The 17378-nt window shown below is 64.0% G+C and carries 13 protein-coding genes and 1 pseudogene; 1 reads left to right on the top strand and 13 read right to left on the bottom strand.

What is annotated here, in order from left to right; translation table 11 throughout:
- Window positions 1–220: 220 nt before the first annotated feature.
- Window positions 221–740, top strand: a pseudogene (locus tag ACVDG8_RS31465) (GNAT family N-acetyltransferase).
- A 10-nt stretch (window positions 741–750) separates the two neighbouring features.
- Here the strand turns inward: ACVDG8_RS31465 and lpxC are convergent.
- The 13 genes from lpxC to ACVDG8_RS31400 all read right to left on the bottom strand — a co-directional run bounded on the left by lpxC (window position 751) and on the right by ACVDG8_RS31400 (window position 17325).
- Window positions 751–1698: a UDP-3-O-acyl-N-acetylglucosamine deacetylase gene (lpxC, locus tag ACVDG8_RS31460; RefSeq protein ID WP_447251946.1), complete on the bottom strand. Its 948-nt coding sequence runs from the start codon at window positions 1696–1698 to the stop codon at window positions 751–753.
- 376 nt (window positions 1699–2074) lie between these two features.
- Window positions 2075–3733 carry a cell division protein FtsZ gene (ftsZ, locus tag ACVDG8_RS31455; RefSeq protein ID WP_447251945.1) on the bottom strand — a complete coding sequence of 553 codons (1659 nt, stop codon included), beginning with the start codon at window positions 3731–3733 and terminating at the stop codon, window positions 2075–2077.
- Between the two features lie 66 nt (window positions 3734–3799).
- Window positions 3800–5107 (bottom strand): cell division protein FtsA, encoded by a 1308-nt coding sequence (ftsA, locus tag ACVDG8_RS31450; protein WP_447251944.1) that lies wholly within the window; start codon window positions 5105–5107, stop codon window positions 3800–3802.
- The gene (locus ACVDG8_RS31445) at window positions 5104–6045 is read right to left on the bottom strand and encodes a cell division protein FtsQ/DivIB (protein ID WP_447251943.1); all 942 of its coding nucleotides are present in this window, start codon (window positions 6043–6045) and stop codon (window positions 5104–5106) included. Before ACVDG8_RS31445 ends, ftsA begins: the two co-directional genes overlap by 4 nt.
- The gene (locus tag ACVDG8_RS31440) at window positions 6033–6959 is read right to left on the bottom strand and encodes a D-alanine--D-alanine ligase (protein ID WP_447251942.1); all 927 of its coding nucleotides are present in this window, start codon (window positions 6957–6959) and stop codon (window positions 6033–6035) included. The genes ACVDG8_RS31445 and ACVDG8_RS31440 overlap by 13 nt, the downstream gene beginning before the upstream one ends.
- A gap of 312 nt (window positions 6960–7271) precedes the next feature.
- A complete protein-coding gene (gene murB, locus ACVDG8_RS31435; RefSeq protein ID WP_447251941.1) occupies window positions 7272–8237 on the bottom strand; it encodes a UDP-N-acetylmuramate dehydrogenase in 966 nt (321 codons plus the stop codon).
- Window positions 8234–9640 (bottom strand): UDP-N-acetylmuramate--L-alanine ligase, encoded by a 1407-nt coding sequence (gene murC / locus ACVDG8_RS31430; RefSeq protein ID WP_447251940.1) that lies wholly within the window; start codon window positions 9638–9640, stop codon window positions 8234–8236. Before murC ends, murB begins: the two co-directional genes overlap by 4 nt.
- Window positions 9637–10761, bottom strand: coding sequence for an undecaprenyldiphospho-muramoylpentapeptide beta-N-acetylglucosaminyltransferase (gene murG / locus ACVDG8_RS31425; RefSeq protein ID WP_447251939.1), 1125 nt, complete (start codon window positions 10759–10761; stop codon window positions 9637–9639). The genes murC and murG overlap by 4 nt, the downstream gene beginning before the upstream one ends.
- Before the next feature lie 6 nt (window positions 10762–10767).
- On the bottom strand, window positions 10768–11919 hold the full coding sequence (ftsW, locus tag ACVDG8_RS31420) for a putative lipid II flippase FtsW (protein ID WP_447251938.1): 1152 nt from the start codon (window positions 11917–11919) through the stop codon (window positions 10768–10770).
- Entirely contained in the window at window positions 11919–13322 is a 1404-nt protein-coding gene (gene murD, locus ACVDG8_RS31415; protein WP_447251937.1) for a UDP-N-acetylmuramoyl-L-alanine--D-glutamate ligase, read from the bottom strand. The genes ftsW and murD overlap by 1 nt, the downstream gene beginning before the upstream one ends.
- 8 nt (window positions 13323–13330) lie before the next feature.
- Complete coding sequence (gene mraY / locus ACVDG8_RS31410) at window positions 13331–14413, bottom strand: phospho-N-acetylmuramoyl-pentapeptide-transferase (protein WP_447251936.1); 1083 nt, start codon at window positions 14411–14413, stop codon at window positions 13331–13333.
- Between the two features lie 27 nt (window positions 14414–14440).
- Window positions 14441–15874: a UDP-N-acetylmuramoylalanyl-D-glutamyl-2,6-diaminopimelate--D-alanyl-D-alanine ligase gene (locus ACVDG8_RS31405; RefSeq protein WP_447251935.1), complete on the bottom strand. Its 1434-nt coding sequence runs from the start codon at window positions 15872–15874 to the stop codon at window positions 14441–14443.
- Window positions 15871–17325, bottom strand: coding sequence for a UDP-N-acetylmuramoyl-L-alanyl-D-glutamate--2,6-diaminopimelate ligase (locus tag ACVDG8_RS31400; RefSeq protein ID WP_447251934.1), 1455 nt, complete (start codon window positions 17323–17325; stop codon window positions 15871–15873). Before ACVDG8_RS31400 ends, ACVDG8_RS31405 begins: the two co-directional genes overlap by 4 nt.
- Between the last annotated feature and the right edge of the window lie 53 nt (window positions 17326–17378).

Below are 17378 nucleotides of genomic sequence, written 5' to 3'. Positions count from 1 at the left end.
GGTCCGGGCCGAAGCCATAAACCATTATCCCCTTGCCCGGCAACGCTATGTCCGGCCAATCGCACATTTTTGTGGCGACCGTCGGGCACCGTGACCGGGGCGCAATTTGGCGTCCCAGTGATGTATTAATACCACACAGCCTCAATATCACCAAACCCGGCGACTGTGTTTTGCCACATCACGCGCGATCTTGCCTTATCGGTCGCAAAGGAACCGTTACATGCCGCTGGAACTGGAGACACCGCGCCTGTGGCTTAGACCTGTCAATCCGGCCGACCGCAACGATCTCTTCGCTCTGGAGCAGGACCCCGAAGTCATGCGCTTCCTCAACGGCGGCAAGCCGACACCGCCCGACGGCATCCATCCGTCCGTCGATTTCCTGATGCCGCGCGGCGGTGAAAAAGGCATCTGGAGCGCGCGCGAAAAGGCGTCCTCGGCCTTTGTCGGCTGGTTCTCGCTGCAGGGTCGCGGCGACGATTCGGCGGAATTGGGTGCGGCGCGCAGTGTGGGGAAGAGGCTATGCCAGCGAAGGCGCGACGGCGCTCGTTGAAGCCGGCCTGTCCCGTTTCGGCTTCAGCCGCATCGTCGCCAGCACGATGGCCGTCAACAAGGCCTCACGCCGTGTCCTGGAGAAGGCCGGGCTTGTCCATGTCGGTACGTTTTGTGTCGAAGAACCCGACAGGTTGCCGGGCGCCGAGCATGGCGATGTCGACTATGAGATCCGGCGCAAAGCCTGGTAAGCGGGCTGACCTAGATTACCCACGGCGCGTAGACCGGCCGGCTGACGGCGATCATTTCGGCGACACGGCCGCGCTCGCGGCGCCGCGTCTCGACGATTTCGAAGGCCGTATGGTCGGACAACAGCCGGCGCAGCGCCGAAGCGTTCATGCGGTGGCCGCCGCGGTAGGAGCGGAAACAGCCGATGAAACGCGCGCCGGCCAGCGCCAGATCACCCATCGCGTCGAGCGTCTTGTGGCGGGCGAATTCATTGGGATAGCGCAGTCCGCCGACATTGATGACGCGGTTGTCGTCGCCGATGACCAGCGAATTCTCCAGCGACGAGCCGAGCGCGTAGCCGGCGGCCCACAGCCGCTCGACGTCCTTCATGAAGCCGAAGGTGCGGGCCCTGGCGATATCGCCGCGGAAGACGTCGGGGTTGATGTCGGAAGCGAATTGCTGCCGGCCGATCGCCGGGCTTTCGAAATCGATCTCGACCTCAAAGCGCGTGCCGTCATAGGGCCGGAACTCGGCCCAGGACGCGCCGGCCTCGACGCGCACCGGCTTGAGCACGCGGATATAGCGGCGCTTGACCGCCAGCGTCTCGATACCGGCCTGGTCGAAAGCCTCGACGAAAGCCATCGCGCTGCCATCGAGGATAGGAACCTCGGACCCGTCGATCTCGATGATCAGATTGTCGATGCCAAGCCCGAACACCGTGGCCATGAGATGTTCGATGGTGCCGATATGCGCACCGGCCGGATCGCCAAGCATGGTGGACAAATCGGTTGCGCCAACCTCCGCGACCAGGGCACGGAACTCATGGCCCTCATCGCCATTCGAAAGGTGGAAGACGATGCCCGTGTCGGCATCGGCGGGCAGGAAATGCACGGTAACGGGTTTGCCGCTGTGGACGCCGGTACCGGTCAGCGTCGCACGCGATTTCACTGTGGTCTGATAGTCGTGCAAGACAAACCCCATAGCCCAAATTGCCTGTGTCCGCTTTATCGGCCTCGAACATCTTGCGGCAAATGGGGCGTCTCGCGTCCACACGAATGCGGCAAAACAAACAAGAGCTTGCGGCTCTGGTATGATCGGCAGGCAGGGCTACTCCCCGAATCCCCGCAAGCCGATTTGATCGCACGGAAGATAATGACCCGTCAGGAAGACTCCAAATCACGGTTTCTTACCCTGTGTAACCACGGAAAAGTGTAAGGAAAGCCCGACAACACTTTGTTTTCATTATGTTTTAAAAAGAAACAGGCAGACGATTTGCTCGTCTGCCTGTTAACAACCGTTATACAACGTTAACGATCAGCGGCGCGCTGTATCGACGATCAGTGGCCGCCGTATCTGGTCAGTTGGCCTGGCGGCGCAGGAATGCCGGAATCTCCAGCTGGTCGTCTTCCTGGACCGTGCGGCTCTGCGGCGTCAGCCGGCCCTGGTCGTCGAGCTGGCCGCGGCGCGGCGCGTAGAGCGCCGGATCCTGGCTGGCGAGACGGCGCATTTCCGGCGCCGCCTGGCGCAGCTTCGGCTCGCGCGGCTGCGCCGGCTGAAGCCGGGCAGGCTCTTCCTCACGGCGGGTCAGGCCGTTGGTCAGCCGCTTGATCAGGCCCATCGGACCGCTGTTCTCATGGTCGGCGGGACGGCTCTTGGCTTCGACTTCCGCCCTTACGACCGGCGGAAAGTCCTCCACGCGCGGCATGCGCTGCGGTGCTGCCGCCATCGGTTGCGGCATTTCGCGCTGCGGCGCGGGCTGCATGACCTGCTGCGGCACGACCGGCTGCGGCCGCAGCTGGGCCGGCGGTGCCTGGAAGATCTTGCTCTGCGGCTGGAAATCGTCGATGGGAGCCGGACGCTGCTGCGCCATCGCTGCCGCGTTGGCCTCGGCGAGTTGAATCGCCTCGGCTACCGGATCGACAGCGCGCGGTTCGTAGATCGGCTGCTGCACGGCTGCCGGACGGCCTTCCACCGCAGGCGCAGCCGGCCGGCCGGCCGGCTTCGGCGGTGCCGTACGGATCGAGATCGGCGCAGCGGCGATTTCAGCCGCCGACTTGTCGATGCCGGTGGCGACGACCGAGACGCGGATGACGCCTTCGAGTTCCTCGTCGAAAGTGGCGCCCAGGATAATGTTGGCGTCCTGGTCGACTTCCTCACGGATGCGGGTCGCGGCTTCGTCGACTTCGAACAGGGTGAGATCGCGACCGCCGGTGATCGAGATCAGCAGGCCCTTTGCGCCCTTCATCGAGGTCTCGTCGAGCAGCGGGTTGGCAATGGCAGCCTCGGCGGCGGCCATCGCGCGGCCCTCGCCCGAAGCTTCGCCGGTGCCCATCATCGCCTTGCCCATCTCGCGCATCACCGAACGCACGTCGGCGAAGTCGAGGTTGATCAGGCCTTCCTTGACCATCAGGTCGGTGATGCAGGCAACACCGGAATAGAGCACTTGGTCGGCCATGGCGAAGGCGTCGGCGAAGGTGGTCTTGTCATTGGCCAGCCGGAACAGGTTCTGGTTGGGGATGACGATCAGCGTGTCGACGCATTTCTGCAGTTCCTCGATGCCCAAGTCGGCCGTCTTCATGCGGCGCTGGCCTTCGAAATGGAACGGCTTGGTGACGACGCCGACGGTGAGGATGCCCTTTTCGCGTGCCGCGCGGGCAACGACTGGGGCAGCGCCCGTGCCGGTGCCGCCGCCCATGCCGGCGGTGACGAAGCACATATGCGTGTTGGTGAGATGGTCGAGGATCTCATCGATGCACTCTTCCGCTGCGGCGCGGCCGACTTCCGGCTGCGAGCCGGCGCCGAGGCCTTCGGTGACATGCGCGCCGAGCTGGATGAGCCGCTCGGCCTTCGACATCGTCAGCGCCTGTGCGTCGGTGTTGGCCACCACGAACTCGACACCGCGCAGACCCGCGGTGATCATGTTGTTCACGGCATTGCCGCCGCCGCCGCCGACACCGAACACGGTGATGCGCGGCTTAAGCTCGGTGATGTCCGGCTTTTGCAGATTGATGGTCATTTTCTTCGTCCTTTGCCTTTCCCGCCGCCTCGCCGCTGCGGCCGCCTGTGGGGCTGTCCCCGTCAATTAAAAACTGTCTCTCAACCACTGACTCATGCGATGCAGTTTTCCGCCTGTCCCGGTCATCCTGAAACCGGAAAGTCCTTTCGCCGAATGGCTCTCGAAGCTTGCCATCTGCGGATAGATCAGCAGTCCGACCGGCGTTGAGAACGCTGGGCCCTTGGCAGCCTCCGGCAGGCCGGCAACGCCAAGCGGCCGGCCGATGCGCACGTTGCGTCCCAGGATACGACGCGCCGCTTCCGGAAGGCCGGACAGTTGGCTGGCGCCGCCGGTGAGCACGACGCGCTTTCCCACGGCGTTGCCGTAGCCGGACTTGTTCAGCCGGTCGCGCAGCAACTCCAGTGTCTCGTCGATGCGGGCGCGGATGATGCGCGTCATCACCGAACGCGGGATCTGCAGCGGCATCTCGCCCTCCTCGCCGATCGGCTGGATCGAAACGAGATCGCGGTCGTCGGCGCTGCCAGGCAGCGCCGAGCCATGCATCACCTTCAGCCGTTCGGCGGCGTCGAGCGATGTCGACAGCCCCTTGGCCATGTCGAGCGTGACATGGTTGCCACCGATAGCGATGGCGTCGCCATGCACGAACTTGCCTTCCGAGAACACCGAAATCGTCGTGGTGCCGCCGCCCATATCGATGCAGGCAGCACCCATTTCGAGCTCGTCATCGACCAGTGCGGCAAGCCCGCTGGCATAGGGCGTCGCCACCATGCGCTCGACCGACAGATGCGAGCGGTTGATGCAAAGTTCGAGATTGCGCATGGGTGCTGCGTCACCGGTCAAGACATGCATATCGACGCCGAGCGCGTCGCCGACCATGCCGCGCGGATCGCGCATGCCACGCTCGGCATCGAGCGAAAAGCCGACGGGCAGCGAGTGAACCACCTCGCGCTCGGCTCTGAGCGCCTGCTTGGCGCCGGCAGAAAGCACGCGCTTGATGTCGGCTTCCTCGACCTGGTGACCGCCGAGATTGATGGTTGCCGAGAAAGCCTCGCTCTTCAGCCGGCCGGCCGTCATGTTGACGATCAGGGAATCGACGGTCAGCCCGGCCATGCGCTCGGCCGCGTCGACGGAGAGGCGAATGGCATGTTCGGCGCGATCGAGGTCAACCACAACGCCCGACTTCACGCCCTGCGATTTCTGATGCCCGATGCCGATCACCTGGATGCGGTGCGAACGTCCGCGCAGAAGCTTGCCGTCCTCGTTCGGCTTGAGCTTGGCCACCACACAGCAAACCTTGCTCGAACCGACATCGAGCACGGTAAGCGTGCCTGACCGGCGCGAAGAAGCATCACTGTTGCCGCCAAGCCAGCTCATATCTTCGTCCCCGCCTTGCGCTTGGTCAGGCTCTTTGGTTTTTCGTTGAGCGAGGCTTCGCGCTGCGTCGCGGCCTCCGGCGATAATTCCAGCACCAGCCGGTCGGGGAGCCGCATGTCGACACCGACGATGTCGCGAGCGAGAATGCCATTGTCATGGTCGAGCTTGACGAGTTCAGCCATCGCCTGATCATCGTCATCCTCCGGCAATTTGATGGTGATGCCGTTATCGAGCTTCAGATCCCAGCGCCGTTCGCCAACCCGGATGTAGCCTTTGACCCGCGCGGCGAGCTCGGGATAGCGCTTGATCTTCTCCAGGAAAGCAGGCGCCTGCGCCGGCGCGCCGGTGCCGATGATCAACGGCAGCAAGGCCTGCTTGCCGCCCGAGAAAGGCGCAATCACTTCGCCGGAGCGTTCGATGACCGAAAGCTGGTCGCCCTGCTGCCAGAGCGCGAATGCCTCGCGCTCTTCGATGCGCACCTCGAGTGTATGCGGATAGATCTTGCGCACTGCGGCGCCCTCGACCCAGGGCAACGTCGCGATGCGTTCCCGCGCCGCCTCGGCATCGAAGCCGATCAGCGAGGTCCAGCCATCGAGGCCGATCCGGTCAAGCACGTCGATCTCGGATGTCTGGCGGTTGCCGATCACCTTGATCTGGTCGACGGCAAAACCGGTGCGCGCCGTGACGCCTTGCACGATGCTGTCGCCGTAGCCGCCAATATAGGCGCCATAGGCGCTGCTCGACGCGATCAGCACGGCGGACAGGATCGCCGCTGCAAAGCGCGGCGCCTCGTACTCGCCGCCGCAGAGGCGGGCAAGCACGCGAACCGGCCGGCGCAGCTGGCGCGGCAGCACGAAATGGTCGAATGACAGCGGCATGCCGAACAGCGCGGAACCGGCCGCACCGCCTTTGCCCTGTCCCCATCTCAACGCAGACACGAAGCGTCCTCCACCATCCAACTCAACAAATCGCCGAACGAATGTCCCGCTTGCGCGGCGATTTCGGGCACCAGAGACGTCGGCGTCATGCCCGGCTGGGTGTTGACCTCAAGCCAGACAATCTCGCCGTTTTCGGAGTGGCGATCGTCGTAACGGAAGTCCGACCGGGAGACGCCCCGGCAACCGATGGCAAGATGAGCCTTAAGGGCCAGTGTCTGTATTTTTTGGTAAATATTCGGTGAAATTTTAGCAGGGATTTCGTGTTTTGATCCGCCGGGGACGTATTTTGAATCGTAGTCGTAGAAGGAATGCCCGGTCGGGATGATCTCACAGACGCCAAGCGCCACGTCGCCCATCACCGCGCAGGTCAGCTCGCGGCCGTGGATGTAGCGCTCGACCATGACGATCTCGCCATATTTCCACTCCGAAGAACCGATCAGCTGCGGTGGATGCGACTGCCCTTCATGCACGATGACGACGCCGAAGCTTGAACCCTCATTGACCGGCTTCACCACGTAAGGCGGCTTCATCGGATGCTTGTTCTGGACGGAAAAACGGTTGATCACCTTCGATTCCGCGACCGGAATGCCGGCCGCCTTGGCAACTTTCTTGGACTGCTCCTTGTTCATGGCCAACGCCGAAGCGAGCACACCCGAATGGGTGTAGGGAATTCCGAGATATTCGAGAATTCCCTGAATGGTGCCGTCCTCACCGAACGGGCCGTGCAGCGCATTGAAGGCGACGTCAGGCTTGAGATCGGCAAGCACAGCCCCGACATCGCGCGAAACATCGACGCGGGTGACCTGATAGCCTTCACTCTCGAGCGCATCCGCACATGCCTTCCCCGAGGACAGAGACACGGGCCGCTCCGAGGAGAATCCACCCAGAAGGACAGCCACATGCTTCTTCTTCATTTCCCGTCATCCCCTCTCACGCCGGGCCTGCAACCGATATTCCCGCACCGCATCCCCAAGCATTGAGTCCGAGTCTTCCGGCAGGTTGCCCCCCAGACGGAAACGCGACTTAACGCGTCGAACGACTCAAATCAGGAAACGCTTTGGGGCAGAGAATCAGAGAGTTGATTCGCTGGCAAGTGCCTATGATTCCGAGAGATTCACTTTCCGCGAAAACGGCAGTAAAAAGTGAATTGTGAGTCTTTGCGGCAACGGTTTTGGCTGGCATTTCGGGCCGCTGAAGTTCAAGCATCACATGAACTTCAGCCCACGCTAAAGCAGCTGCCCGAGGAACTCCTGCACGGCATGGTCCGGCCGGAAATTGCCAAGGCGCTTGATTTCCCAGTGCAGCCGGATGCCGGAATTTTCGAGCACCCGCGCCCGCACCGTCTCGCCGAGATATTCCAGGTCATAGCCGGTCGCAGTGCCGGTGTTGATCATGAAGTTGCAATGCATCGGCGACATCTGCGCTCCGCCGATCATCAGCCCGCGGCAGCCGGCCTTGTCGATCTCTTTCCAGGCCGACGTGCCTTCGGGATTCTTGAAGGTCGAGCCGCCGGTCTTCTCGCGGATCGGCTGCACCGTCTCGCGGTGGTTCTGCACGGCATCCATCGCCGCCTTGATCGCAGCCTTGTCTTCAGTAACGCCCTCGAAAGTCGCCGACGTGAAGATCAGCCCGGCGGGCGCCGACGAATGACGATAGGCATAGCCCATGTCGGCGTTGCTCAGCGTGTGGACATTGCCCTTGCGGTCGAGCGTCCTCACCTCGACGACGCGCTCGCGCGTCTCGACACCATTGGCGCCGGCATTCATCCGAAGCGCGCCGCCGATGGCGCCCGGAATGCCGTGATAGAAGTGGAAGCCGCCGATGCCGGCTTCATAGGCAACGGCCGCGACACGTTTGTCCGGCGTCGCAGCGCCTGCCTTGATGGTGGTTGGTCCGGTGACTTCTGCTTCGCCAAAACCCTTGGCCGAAAGCCGGATGACAAAACCTGGAATGCCGCCGTCGCGCACCAGGAGGTTCGAACCGACACCGACCACCATGAGCGATATCTCTTCCGGCACCGCGCGCAGGAAGGTCGCGAGATCTTCCTCGTCGGCCGGCTGGAACAGCGCCTCGGCCAGCCCGCCGGCGCGGAACCAGGTGATCTTGTCCATCTCGGCATTGGGCGTGATGCGGCCGCGCAGGCCTGCAAGCCGGTCGCCAAGCTTGTCGATGAGAGCCTGTCCCCGCATCATGAGGGCGTTCCCCCCAGGTCCCTGGGCAGCGCATAGGCCCATTGCGTGATGTTGCCGGCGCCGAGGAAGACGACGAAGTCGCCGGGCTGGGCAAGCTCTCGAATGATCGGCGCGATCGCCGCCGGCCCCTCGATGTAGCGCGCGTCGCGATGACCGCCGGAGCGGATGCGCGACACCAGGGCGTCGGACGTCACACCGTCGATGGGCTCCTCGCCTGCCGCGTAGACAGGGGCGACCATCACCGTGTCGGCATCGTTGAAGCAGGCAGAAAATTCACTGAAGAGATCATGCAGCCGGGTGAAGCGATGCGGCTGCGCGATGGCGATGACGCGCCCCTTGGTGGCGCTGCGCGCCGCCTTCAGCACCGCCGCGATCTCGACAGGATGGTGGCCGTAATCGTCGAACACGTCGACGCCGTTCCAGGAGCCGGTGAGGGTGAAACGCCGCTTGACGCCGGCGAAGGACGACAGGCCCTTCTTGATCGCCTCCGGCGAGAGGCCGAGCTCATGGGCAACCGCGATCGCAGCGGTCGCGTTGGAGACGTTATGGTGGCCGGGCATCGGCAGCCGCAGATTGTTGATCGCTGTCGTGCCGCGTCCCTTGCGGTCACGGATCACCACGTCGAACTCCGATATCGCGCCCTGCATGCGATGATTGATGAAACGCACGTCGGCCTGCGCGTTCTCGCCATAGGTGATGACGCGCCGGTCCTCGATGCGGCCGACCAGGGCCTGCACCTCCGGATGGTCGGTGCACATCACGCCGAAGCCGTAGAACGGCACGTTCTCGACGAATTGTCGGAAGGCCTCGCGCACCTTGTCGAAGCTGCCATAGTGGTCGAGATGTTCGGGATCGATGTTGGTGACGACGGCAATGTCGGCCGGCAGCTTCAGGAAGGTGCCGTCGCTCTCGTCGGCCTCGACCACCATCCATTCGCCGTCACCCATGCGCGCATTGGTGCCATAGGCGTTGATGATGCCGCCATTGATGACGGTCGGGTCAAGCCCGCCGGCTTCGAGCAGCGTCGCCACCATCGAGGTGGTCGTCGTCTTGCCATGCGTGCCGCCGATCGCGACCGCCTGGCGGAAACGCATCAGTTCGGCCAGCATCTCGGCGCGGCGCACGATCGGCAGCAGCTTCTCGCGAGCGGCCTTGAGCTCCGGATTGGATTTCTTGATCGCAGTCGACACCACCACGACTTCGGCGTCGCCGAGATTCTCGGCTCGGTGGCCGACGAAGCACTCGATGCCCTTGTCGCGCAGGCGCTGCACATTGGCGCCGTCGGCCTGGTCCGACCCTTGCACCTTGTAGCCGAGATTGTGCAGCACCTCGGCGATGCCGCTCATGCCGATGCCGCCGATGCCGATGAAATGCACGAGGCCGATCGTCTGCGGCATCTTCATGCGCGCGTCTCCCTGTAGTCCGAAACTGTTTTGCCGGACGCAATAGCCTCTGTGAGATCGGCGAGCAACCGCGCCGCGTTGGGTTTGCCGGACGAACGCGCGGCGGCGGCCATGGTGGCCAGCCGGTTCGGGTCCTGGATCAGCCCGCCGACCAGTTCGGCGACCCGCCCGGAGGACAGCGTCGATTGCGGATGGAGTTCGGCGCCGCCAGCAGCGGCAAGTGCGGCGGCGTTCGCCGCCTGATCATGATCGAGCGCATGCGGATAGGGCACCAGCAACGCCGGCCTGCCGATGACGGCGATCTCCGAAACCGTCGAGGCGCCGGAGCGCGACATCACCAGATGCGCGGCCGCCATGCGTGCCGCCATGTCGGTGAAGAAGGGCGAGACCTGGGCTTCGACGCCCAGATCGGCATAGGCGGCCTTGACCCGCGCCACATCCTCGGCGCGGGCCTGCTGGGTAATGAGCAGCCGCCTACGCTGGTCCTCAGGCAACAGCGCAATCGCCGCCGGCACCGCGTCGGAAAAGAATTGCGCGCCCTGGCTGCCGCCGAACACCAGGAAGCGGAATGGCTCGCCGTCATTGGACGCCACATAAGGCGTCTTCGCCGCTTCCAGCACCTGCGGCCTGACCGGATTGCCGGTGGTCACCGTCTTTGCGCTGGCCGCGCTTGCGCCTTCCGGCAGGAAGCCGCCGGCAATCGCATCGACGCGGGCCGATAGCGCCTTGTTGGCGCGCCCCATGACGGCGTTCTGCTCATGGATCAACGTCGGCACCTTGCGCCGTGTCGCCGCATAGAGCGGCGGCAAGGTCGGATAGCCGCCGAAGCCGACCACGGCCTCCGGGCGGATCTTCGCGATGACACGCCCCGCTTCGCGCACGCCCTGCCAGATCTTCCAGAAGGAAGAGAGCATAGCGACCGGATTCTTCGAGCCCAAGGTCGCCGATGGGATCGGATGGACAGCGACGGCCGGGAACTGGCCGGAATAGCGCTCGGCGCGATGGTCGGTGGCCAGATGCACCTTCCAGCCGCGTTCGATCAGCTCATGCGCAAGCGCCTCGGCCGGGAACAGATGCCCGCCCGTTCCGCCGGCTGCCAGCAGGATGACACCCTTCGACATCCAGCCTCATTCCGCCGGCATGGCGCGCTGCGAGAAGGCAAAGCCCATCTGCTTGCGCTTTTCAGGGCGTCTGCGCGTCAGCGCCAGGACCATGCCCATCGAGACGGCAATGGCGATCTGCGAGGAGCCGCCATAGGAAATGAAAGGCAGCGTCATGCCCTTGGCCGGCATCAGCTGCAGGTTCACGCACATGTTGATGGCCGACTGCAGCCCGAAGACGGTGACCAGGCCGCCAACGGCATAGCGGGTGAAATCGTCCTGCTCCTTGAGCGCGATGCTCAAGCCGCGCAGCACGATGAAGGCAAAGATCGACATGATGAAGAAACACATGATGAGGCCGAATTCCTCACCCGCGACCGAGAAGACGAAGTCGGCATGGCTGTCGGGGATGACGCGCTTGACCGTGCCCTCGCCCGGACCGACGCCGAACCAGCCGCCATTGATCAGCGCCTCGCGGCCCATGTCGACCTGGAAGGTATCGCCTTCGCCGGTCATGAATTTGTCGATGCGCGCGGCGACATGCGGGAACACCGTATAAGCGGCGAACACGCCGCCGACACCGGCAGCGCCAAGTGCCGTGATCCAGAACCACGGCAGGCCGGCCATGAAGAACATCACGCCCCAGGTGCCGAGCACCAGCATGGTCTGGCCGAGATCGGGCTGCGCCACCAGCAATGAGATCACCAGCGCCAGCAAAAGCATGGCGAACAGATTGCCCGGAATGTCGGGCTGGCGCCTGTGCTCGGCAAACAGCCAGGCGCAGATGATGACGAAGGCCGGCTTGAGGAATTCGGAAGGCTGGATGGAGAGGCCCGCCAGCGATACCCAGCGCCGAGCGCCCTTCACTTCGACGCCGATGTAAAGCACCGCCACCATCAGCACCAGCATGATGCAGATCATGACCAGCGACATGCGCCTGATCTGCCGTGCCTCGAGGAAGGAGACGGCAAGCATCACCACCAGCGCCGGAATTGTGAAGATGATCTGGCGCGTGGCGAAATGGAAACTGTCGAGGCCGATACGCTCGGCGACCGCCGGGCTCGCGGCGAAGGACAAGACGATGCCCAGCCCCATCAGCGACAGGAACGCCGCCAGGAACCAGCGATCGATCGTCCACCACCAGGTGGCGACAGGACTTTTGTCGAGACGGCTTTGCATCAACGTGGCCCTCCGATGGATATCACCCCATCAATAGCAGTCGCAGCTTGCCTGAAGGCTTCGCCGCGAACTTCGAAATTCTTGAACTGGTCGAAACTGGCGCAGGCCGGCGAAAGCAACACCACGGCTTCGCCGCCGGCGTCGTTCGCCGCATCGTTGGCGGCATGCTCGACCGCGGCCGCCAGCGTTCCGGATATTTCGTAAGGCACAGCCTCGCCGAGCGTAGCCGAAAAGGCGGGCGCCGCCTCGCCGATCAGATAGGCCTTGGCGATACGCGGGAAGAAACCGCGCAGAGGCTCGATGCCGCCTTCCTTGGGCAGGCCGCCGGCGATCCAGTAGATGCGGTTGTTGAAGCTAGACAGCGCCGGCGCTGCCGCATCGGCATTGGTCGCCTTGGAATCGTTGATGAACAGCACGTGACCTTTGCGGCCGACCTGCTCCATGCGATGCGCGAGCCCGGGGAAGCTTTCGAGCCCGGCCTGGATCTCGCCAAGCTCCAGCCCAACCTTCAGGCAGGCGACGATCGCGGCCAATGCGTTCTGCGCATTGTGCTGGCCGCGCAGCGAGCCTATGCCTTCGAGAAAGGCGATGCGGCCGTAGCGGCCATGCACGGCCTCCATCAGATCGGAGCCGTCGGCGAAATAACCATCGGTCAGCGGCAGCCGCTTGGAAATGCGGACCACCTGCCGCCCCGCCCGCTCCAGACGATCGGCGATCTGGGCGCACCAGGAATCGTCGACGCCGACGATCGCGGTGTCGGAGCCGGCGACCAGCCTTTCCTTGATCGAGGCGTAATGCGCCATCGTGCCGTGCCGGTCGAGATGATCGGGCGTCAGATTGAGCAGGATGCCGGCGGTCGGGTTGATCGAGGGCGCGAGGTCGATCTGGTAGGACGAGCACTCGACCACATAGTACCGTCCTGGCTCCGGCGGATCGAGCGTCATGATGGCGCGGCCGATATTGCCGCCCATCTGTGTGTCGCGACCTGCCGATTTCAGAATATGCGCCGTCAACGCCGTCGTCGTCGACTTGCCGTTGGTGCCGGTGATCGCAATGAAGGGTGCAGTCGGCGCGCGGCTGATGCGCTCACGGCAGAACAGTTCGATGTCGCCGATCACCTCGACGCCGGCGCCGCGCGCCAGTTCAACGGTCCAGTGCGGCTTTGGATGCGTCAGCGGCACGCCGGGCGACAGCACGAAAGCCGAAAACTTCGACCAGTCGGCGGCACGCAGGTCGCCGGTTGCAATGCCGGCGGCCGTGGCCTTGGCGACGCTGTCGGGATTGTCGTCCCAGGCAAGGACCTCGGCGCCGCCTGCAATCAGCGCATGCGCGGTCGCGATCCCCGAGCCGCCAAGCCCGAAGAGCGAAACGCGTTTGCCTGAGAAGGATGCGGCGGGGATCACTTCACGTCCTATCTGAGCTTGAGGGTGGACAGGCCGACTAGCGCCAGGATGACGGCAATGATCCAGAAGCGGATCACCACCTGGCTTTCGGTCCAGCCGAGCTTTTCGAAATGGTGATGGATCGGCGCCATCAGGAACACGCGCTTGCCGGTCATCTTGAAGTATCCGACCTGGATGATGACCGACAGGATCTCGACCACGAACAGGCCGCCGACGATGACGAGCACGATCTCGTGCTTGGTGGCGACGGCGACGGTGCCGATCAGGCCGCCCATGGCGAGTGAGCCGGTGTCGCCCATGAAGATCGCCGCCGGCGGCGCGTTGAACCAGAGGAAGCCGAGGCCGGCGCCGATCACCGCGCCGAGCACGACGGCAAGTTCGCCGGTGCCGGGAACGAAATGGATCTGCAGATATTCGGCGAAGACCGCGTTGCCCGACAGATAGGCGATAACCCCGAACGATGCCGCTGCGATCATGATCGGCACGATCGCCAGGCCGTCGAGACCGTCGGTGAGGTTAACCGCGTTGCCTGCGCCGACAATGACGAAGCAGGAGAACGGCACGAAGAACCAGCCAAGGTTGATGAGGAATTCCTTGGCGAAGGGAAAGGTCAGCGACGACGAGAACGGCGCCTGGCCATTGTGCATGATGACCCAGGCGGCGATGCCGGCGATGATGAATTCGAGACCCAGGCGCGCCTTGCCGGAAAAGCCCAGATGCGACTGCTTGGTGACCTTGAGATAGTCGTCATAAAAGCCGATCGAGCCGAAGCCGACCGTGACCAGCAGCACCACCCATACGTAGATCGAGGAAAGGTTCGCCCATAAAAGCGAGGAGCCAATGATGCCGGACAGGATCATCAGCCCGCCCATGGTCGGCGTTCCGGCTTTCTTGAAATGCGTCTGCGGGCCGTCGGCGCGGATCGGCTGGCCCTTGCCTTGCCTGAGCCGCAGCGAACTGATGATCGTCGGCCCGAAGATGAAGACGATCAGCGCCGAGGTGATCAGCGCGCCGCCGGTGCGGAAGGTGATGTAGCGGAAGACGTTGAAGACCGAGATCTTGTCCGCGAAATCGACGAGCAGTGTGAACATGTTGTTTTCCGTCCCCCGGAGCCCGACCTAGGTCGGTTCAATGTTTGTGGCTTCCGCCGGAAATTTGCCGAGCAATGCCTCGACCAGCTTTGAGAATCCGATGCCTTTCGACGACTTCACCATCACCACGTCGCCGGGCCGGAGCGCCGAGATCACCAGTGGCTTCAGCTCTTCCGCCCCGGTCCGATACTCGGTTGCGATGTCGGACGGCAAAACGTCGGCCAGCGCGCGCATTTCCGGGCCGCCGAGAAAGACGTTGTGCGTTCCCGTGCCGACGATCAGCTCGGCAAGGCCTGCGTGAAGCTTCGCCGAATGGCTGCCAAGCTCCAGCATGTCGCCGAGCACGGCGATGCGCCGGCCCTCGCCCGAGACAGGCGTGGTGTTGAGCAATGCCATCGCCGCCGCCATCGAGGCGGGATTGGCGTTGTAGCTCTCGTCGATCAGCGTGATTTGACCATTGGGATGGCGCAGGACATGGCGCCGGCCACGGCCGCGTTCCGCCGCCAGATCGGCGAGCGCCGCCGCCACCTTGTCGAGATCGGCGCCAACGAGCTTGGCGGCGCCCAACACAGCCAGCACGTTCTGCACCATGTGGCGGCCAGGCGCGCCAATACGTGCCGTGACATCCAGCTTGCCGATCTTGGCAGCGATGTCGGAATGGTCGGCGTAAAGGTCGCAGCCGGTGAGCCGGAAGGTCGAGCGTGCGTTCTCGCCGAAACCGAAAATATTCGTGACGCCGGCTTCCTTCGCCATTTTCTCGAGCAGCTTCCAGCGCGCGTCGTCGCGGTTCAGCACCGCCGCGCCGCCAGGCTCCAGGCCTTCGAAAATCTCGGCCTTCGCCTTGGCGATCTCGTCGAGGTTCTTGAAGAAGCCGAGATGCGCGGCGGCGATCATCGTGACGATGGCGACATGCGGCCTCACCATCTTGACCAGCGGCCTGATCTCGTCGGGATGGTTCATGCCGATCTCGAAGATCGCGTAGTCGCAATCCTGCGGCATACGTGCCAGCGTCAGTGGCACACCCCAGTGATTGTTGAAGGATTGCGCCGAAGCATGCACCTTGCCGACGGCCGAGAGCACATGGCGCAGCGCTTCCTTGGTCGTCGTCTTGCCCGCCGAACCGGTCACCGCGATGATCCTGGCTTTCGCGCGGGCACGCGCCGCGACGCCGAGTTTTTCCAACGCGGCAAGCACGTCCTGCACGACGATCATCGGCGCGGTGAGCCGGCCAAGCGACGGCAGCTTGCCTTCCGCGACCACCAGCACGGCAGCACCTGCCTTCACCGCCGCGGTCGCGAAGTCGTGGCCGTCCATCGCCTCGCCCTTGATGGCGAAGAAAGCGTTGCCTGGCTCGAGGCTGCGGCTGTCGATCGAAATGCCGGTGATGCCTTCCGGCAGCGAGCCGATAGGCCTGCCGCCCGTGGCATCGACCAGCGCTTCCGACGTCCACAGCACGCTCATGCGGCGCGCTCCTGCAGCGCTTCGCGCACTTCCTCATGGTCGGAGAAGTGGAAGGTTTCGGAGCCGATCGTCTGGCCTTCCTCATGGCCCTTGCCGGCGACGATCAGCGTGTCGCCAGCATGCAGCATCGCCACCGCTTCATGGATCGCCCTGCGGCGGTCCCCGATCTCGATGGCGCCGGGCGCCGCGGCAAGGATCGCGGCGCGGATGGTTTCAGGTACTTCCGTGCGCGGATTGTCATCGGTGACGATGACGACATCGGCCAGCCGCGTCGCGATCTCGCCCATGATCGGCCTTTTTCCACGGTCGCGGTCGCCGCCGCAGCCAAACACCACGACAACGCGGCCGGTGGTGAACGGGCGAACCGAGGTCAGCACGTTTTCCAGTGCATCGGGCTTGTGGGCATAGTCGACATAGACAGGAGCGCCGGCCGCCGTGGTGCCGACGAGATCGAGCCGCCCTGGCGCGCCCTTCAATTTTTCCAGCGCGGCCAAAGCCTTATCGGTGGGTGTTCCAGTCGAAATGGCAAGCCCGGCCGCGACCAGTGCGTTGGCGATCTGGAAATCGCCGGCTAACGGCAGGTCGATCTCATGCAGCACGCCGCCGGCCACCACCTCGGCGCGCTGACGGCGACGCTCATGCTCGACCCGCTTCAGCGTCAGGAAATCGCCGTTACGGCCGACCGTAAGCACCTTCAGGCCCGCGGCCTTCGCTGCCTTGATCGTTGGCTCGGACCATGGATCGTCGGCGAATATGATGGCCGGCGCCCCTTTCGGCAGCAGCGTGTCGAACAGGCGCAATTTGGCGCGGTGATACTCCTCGAGCGTCGGATGATAATCCATGTGGTCGCGGCCGAGATTGGTGAAGCCGCCGGCGGCGAGCTTCACGCCGTCGAGCCGGCGCTGGTCGAGACCGTGGCTGGAGGCCTCCATCGCGGCGTGCGTGACGCCTGCATCCGCCAGCTCTTTCAGCAGTTGGTGCAACGCCACCGGATCTGGCGTGGTCAGCGAGCCATAGTCGTTGCGGCCGGGAGCCACCACGCCCGTTGTGCCGATCGAAGCGGCGGCAAAACCGGCCTGCTCCCAGATCTGCCTGGCAAAAGCGGCGACCGAAGTCTTGCCGGCGGTGCCGGTTACCGCCACCATGGTTTCGGGCTGCCTGCCGAAGAAGCGTGCGGCGCTGAGTGCCAGCGCCAGGCGCGGGTCGTCGACGGTGAGAACCGGCACGGACAGACCGGATATGGCACTGCTCTTGCCGGCCACGATTGCGATTGCGCCTCGCCCCGCGGCGTCGGCGGCATAAGCAGAGCCGTCGTCCTTGCTGCCGGCGAGCGCAAAAAAAACGACGCCGGCTTTGAGCGCGCGAGAATCGGAGGAGAGGCCGGTCACCTCCAGATCGCGGGAAGCAGTTCCCTCGACAGGCAGGATACCGGCTAGATCTTTCAGGTGCATTGAGTCCCGTTCACCGCAACAAAATAGCGCGCAATTGCCAGCGCGCCCCAGAA

The sequence above is a fragment of the Mesorhizobium sp. ORM8.1 genome (assembly GCF_053005525.2).
This window is presented reverse-complemented; position numbering and strand designations above follow the sequence as displayed.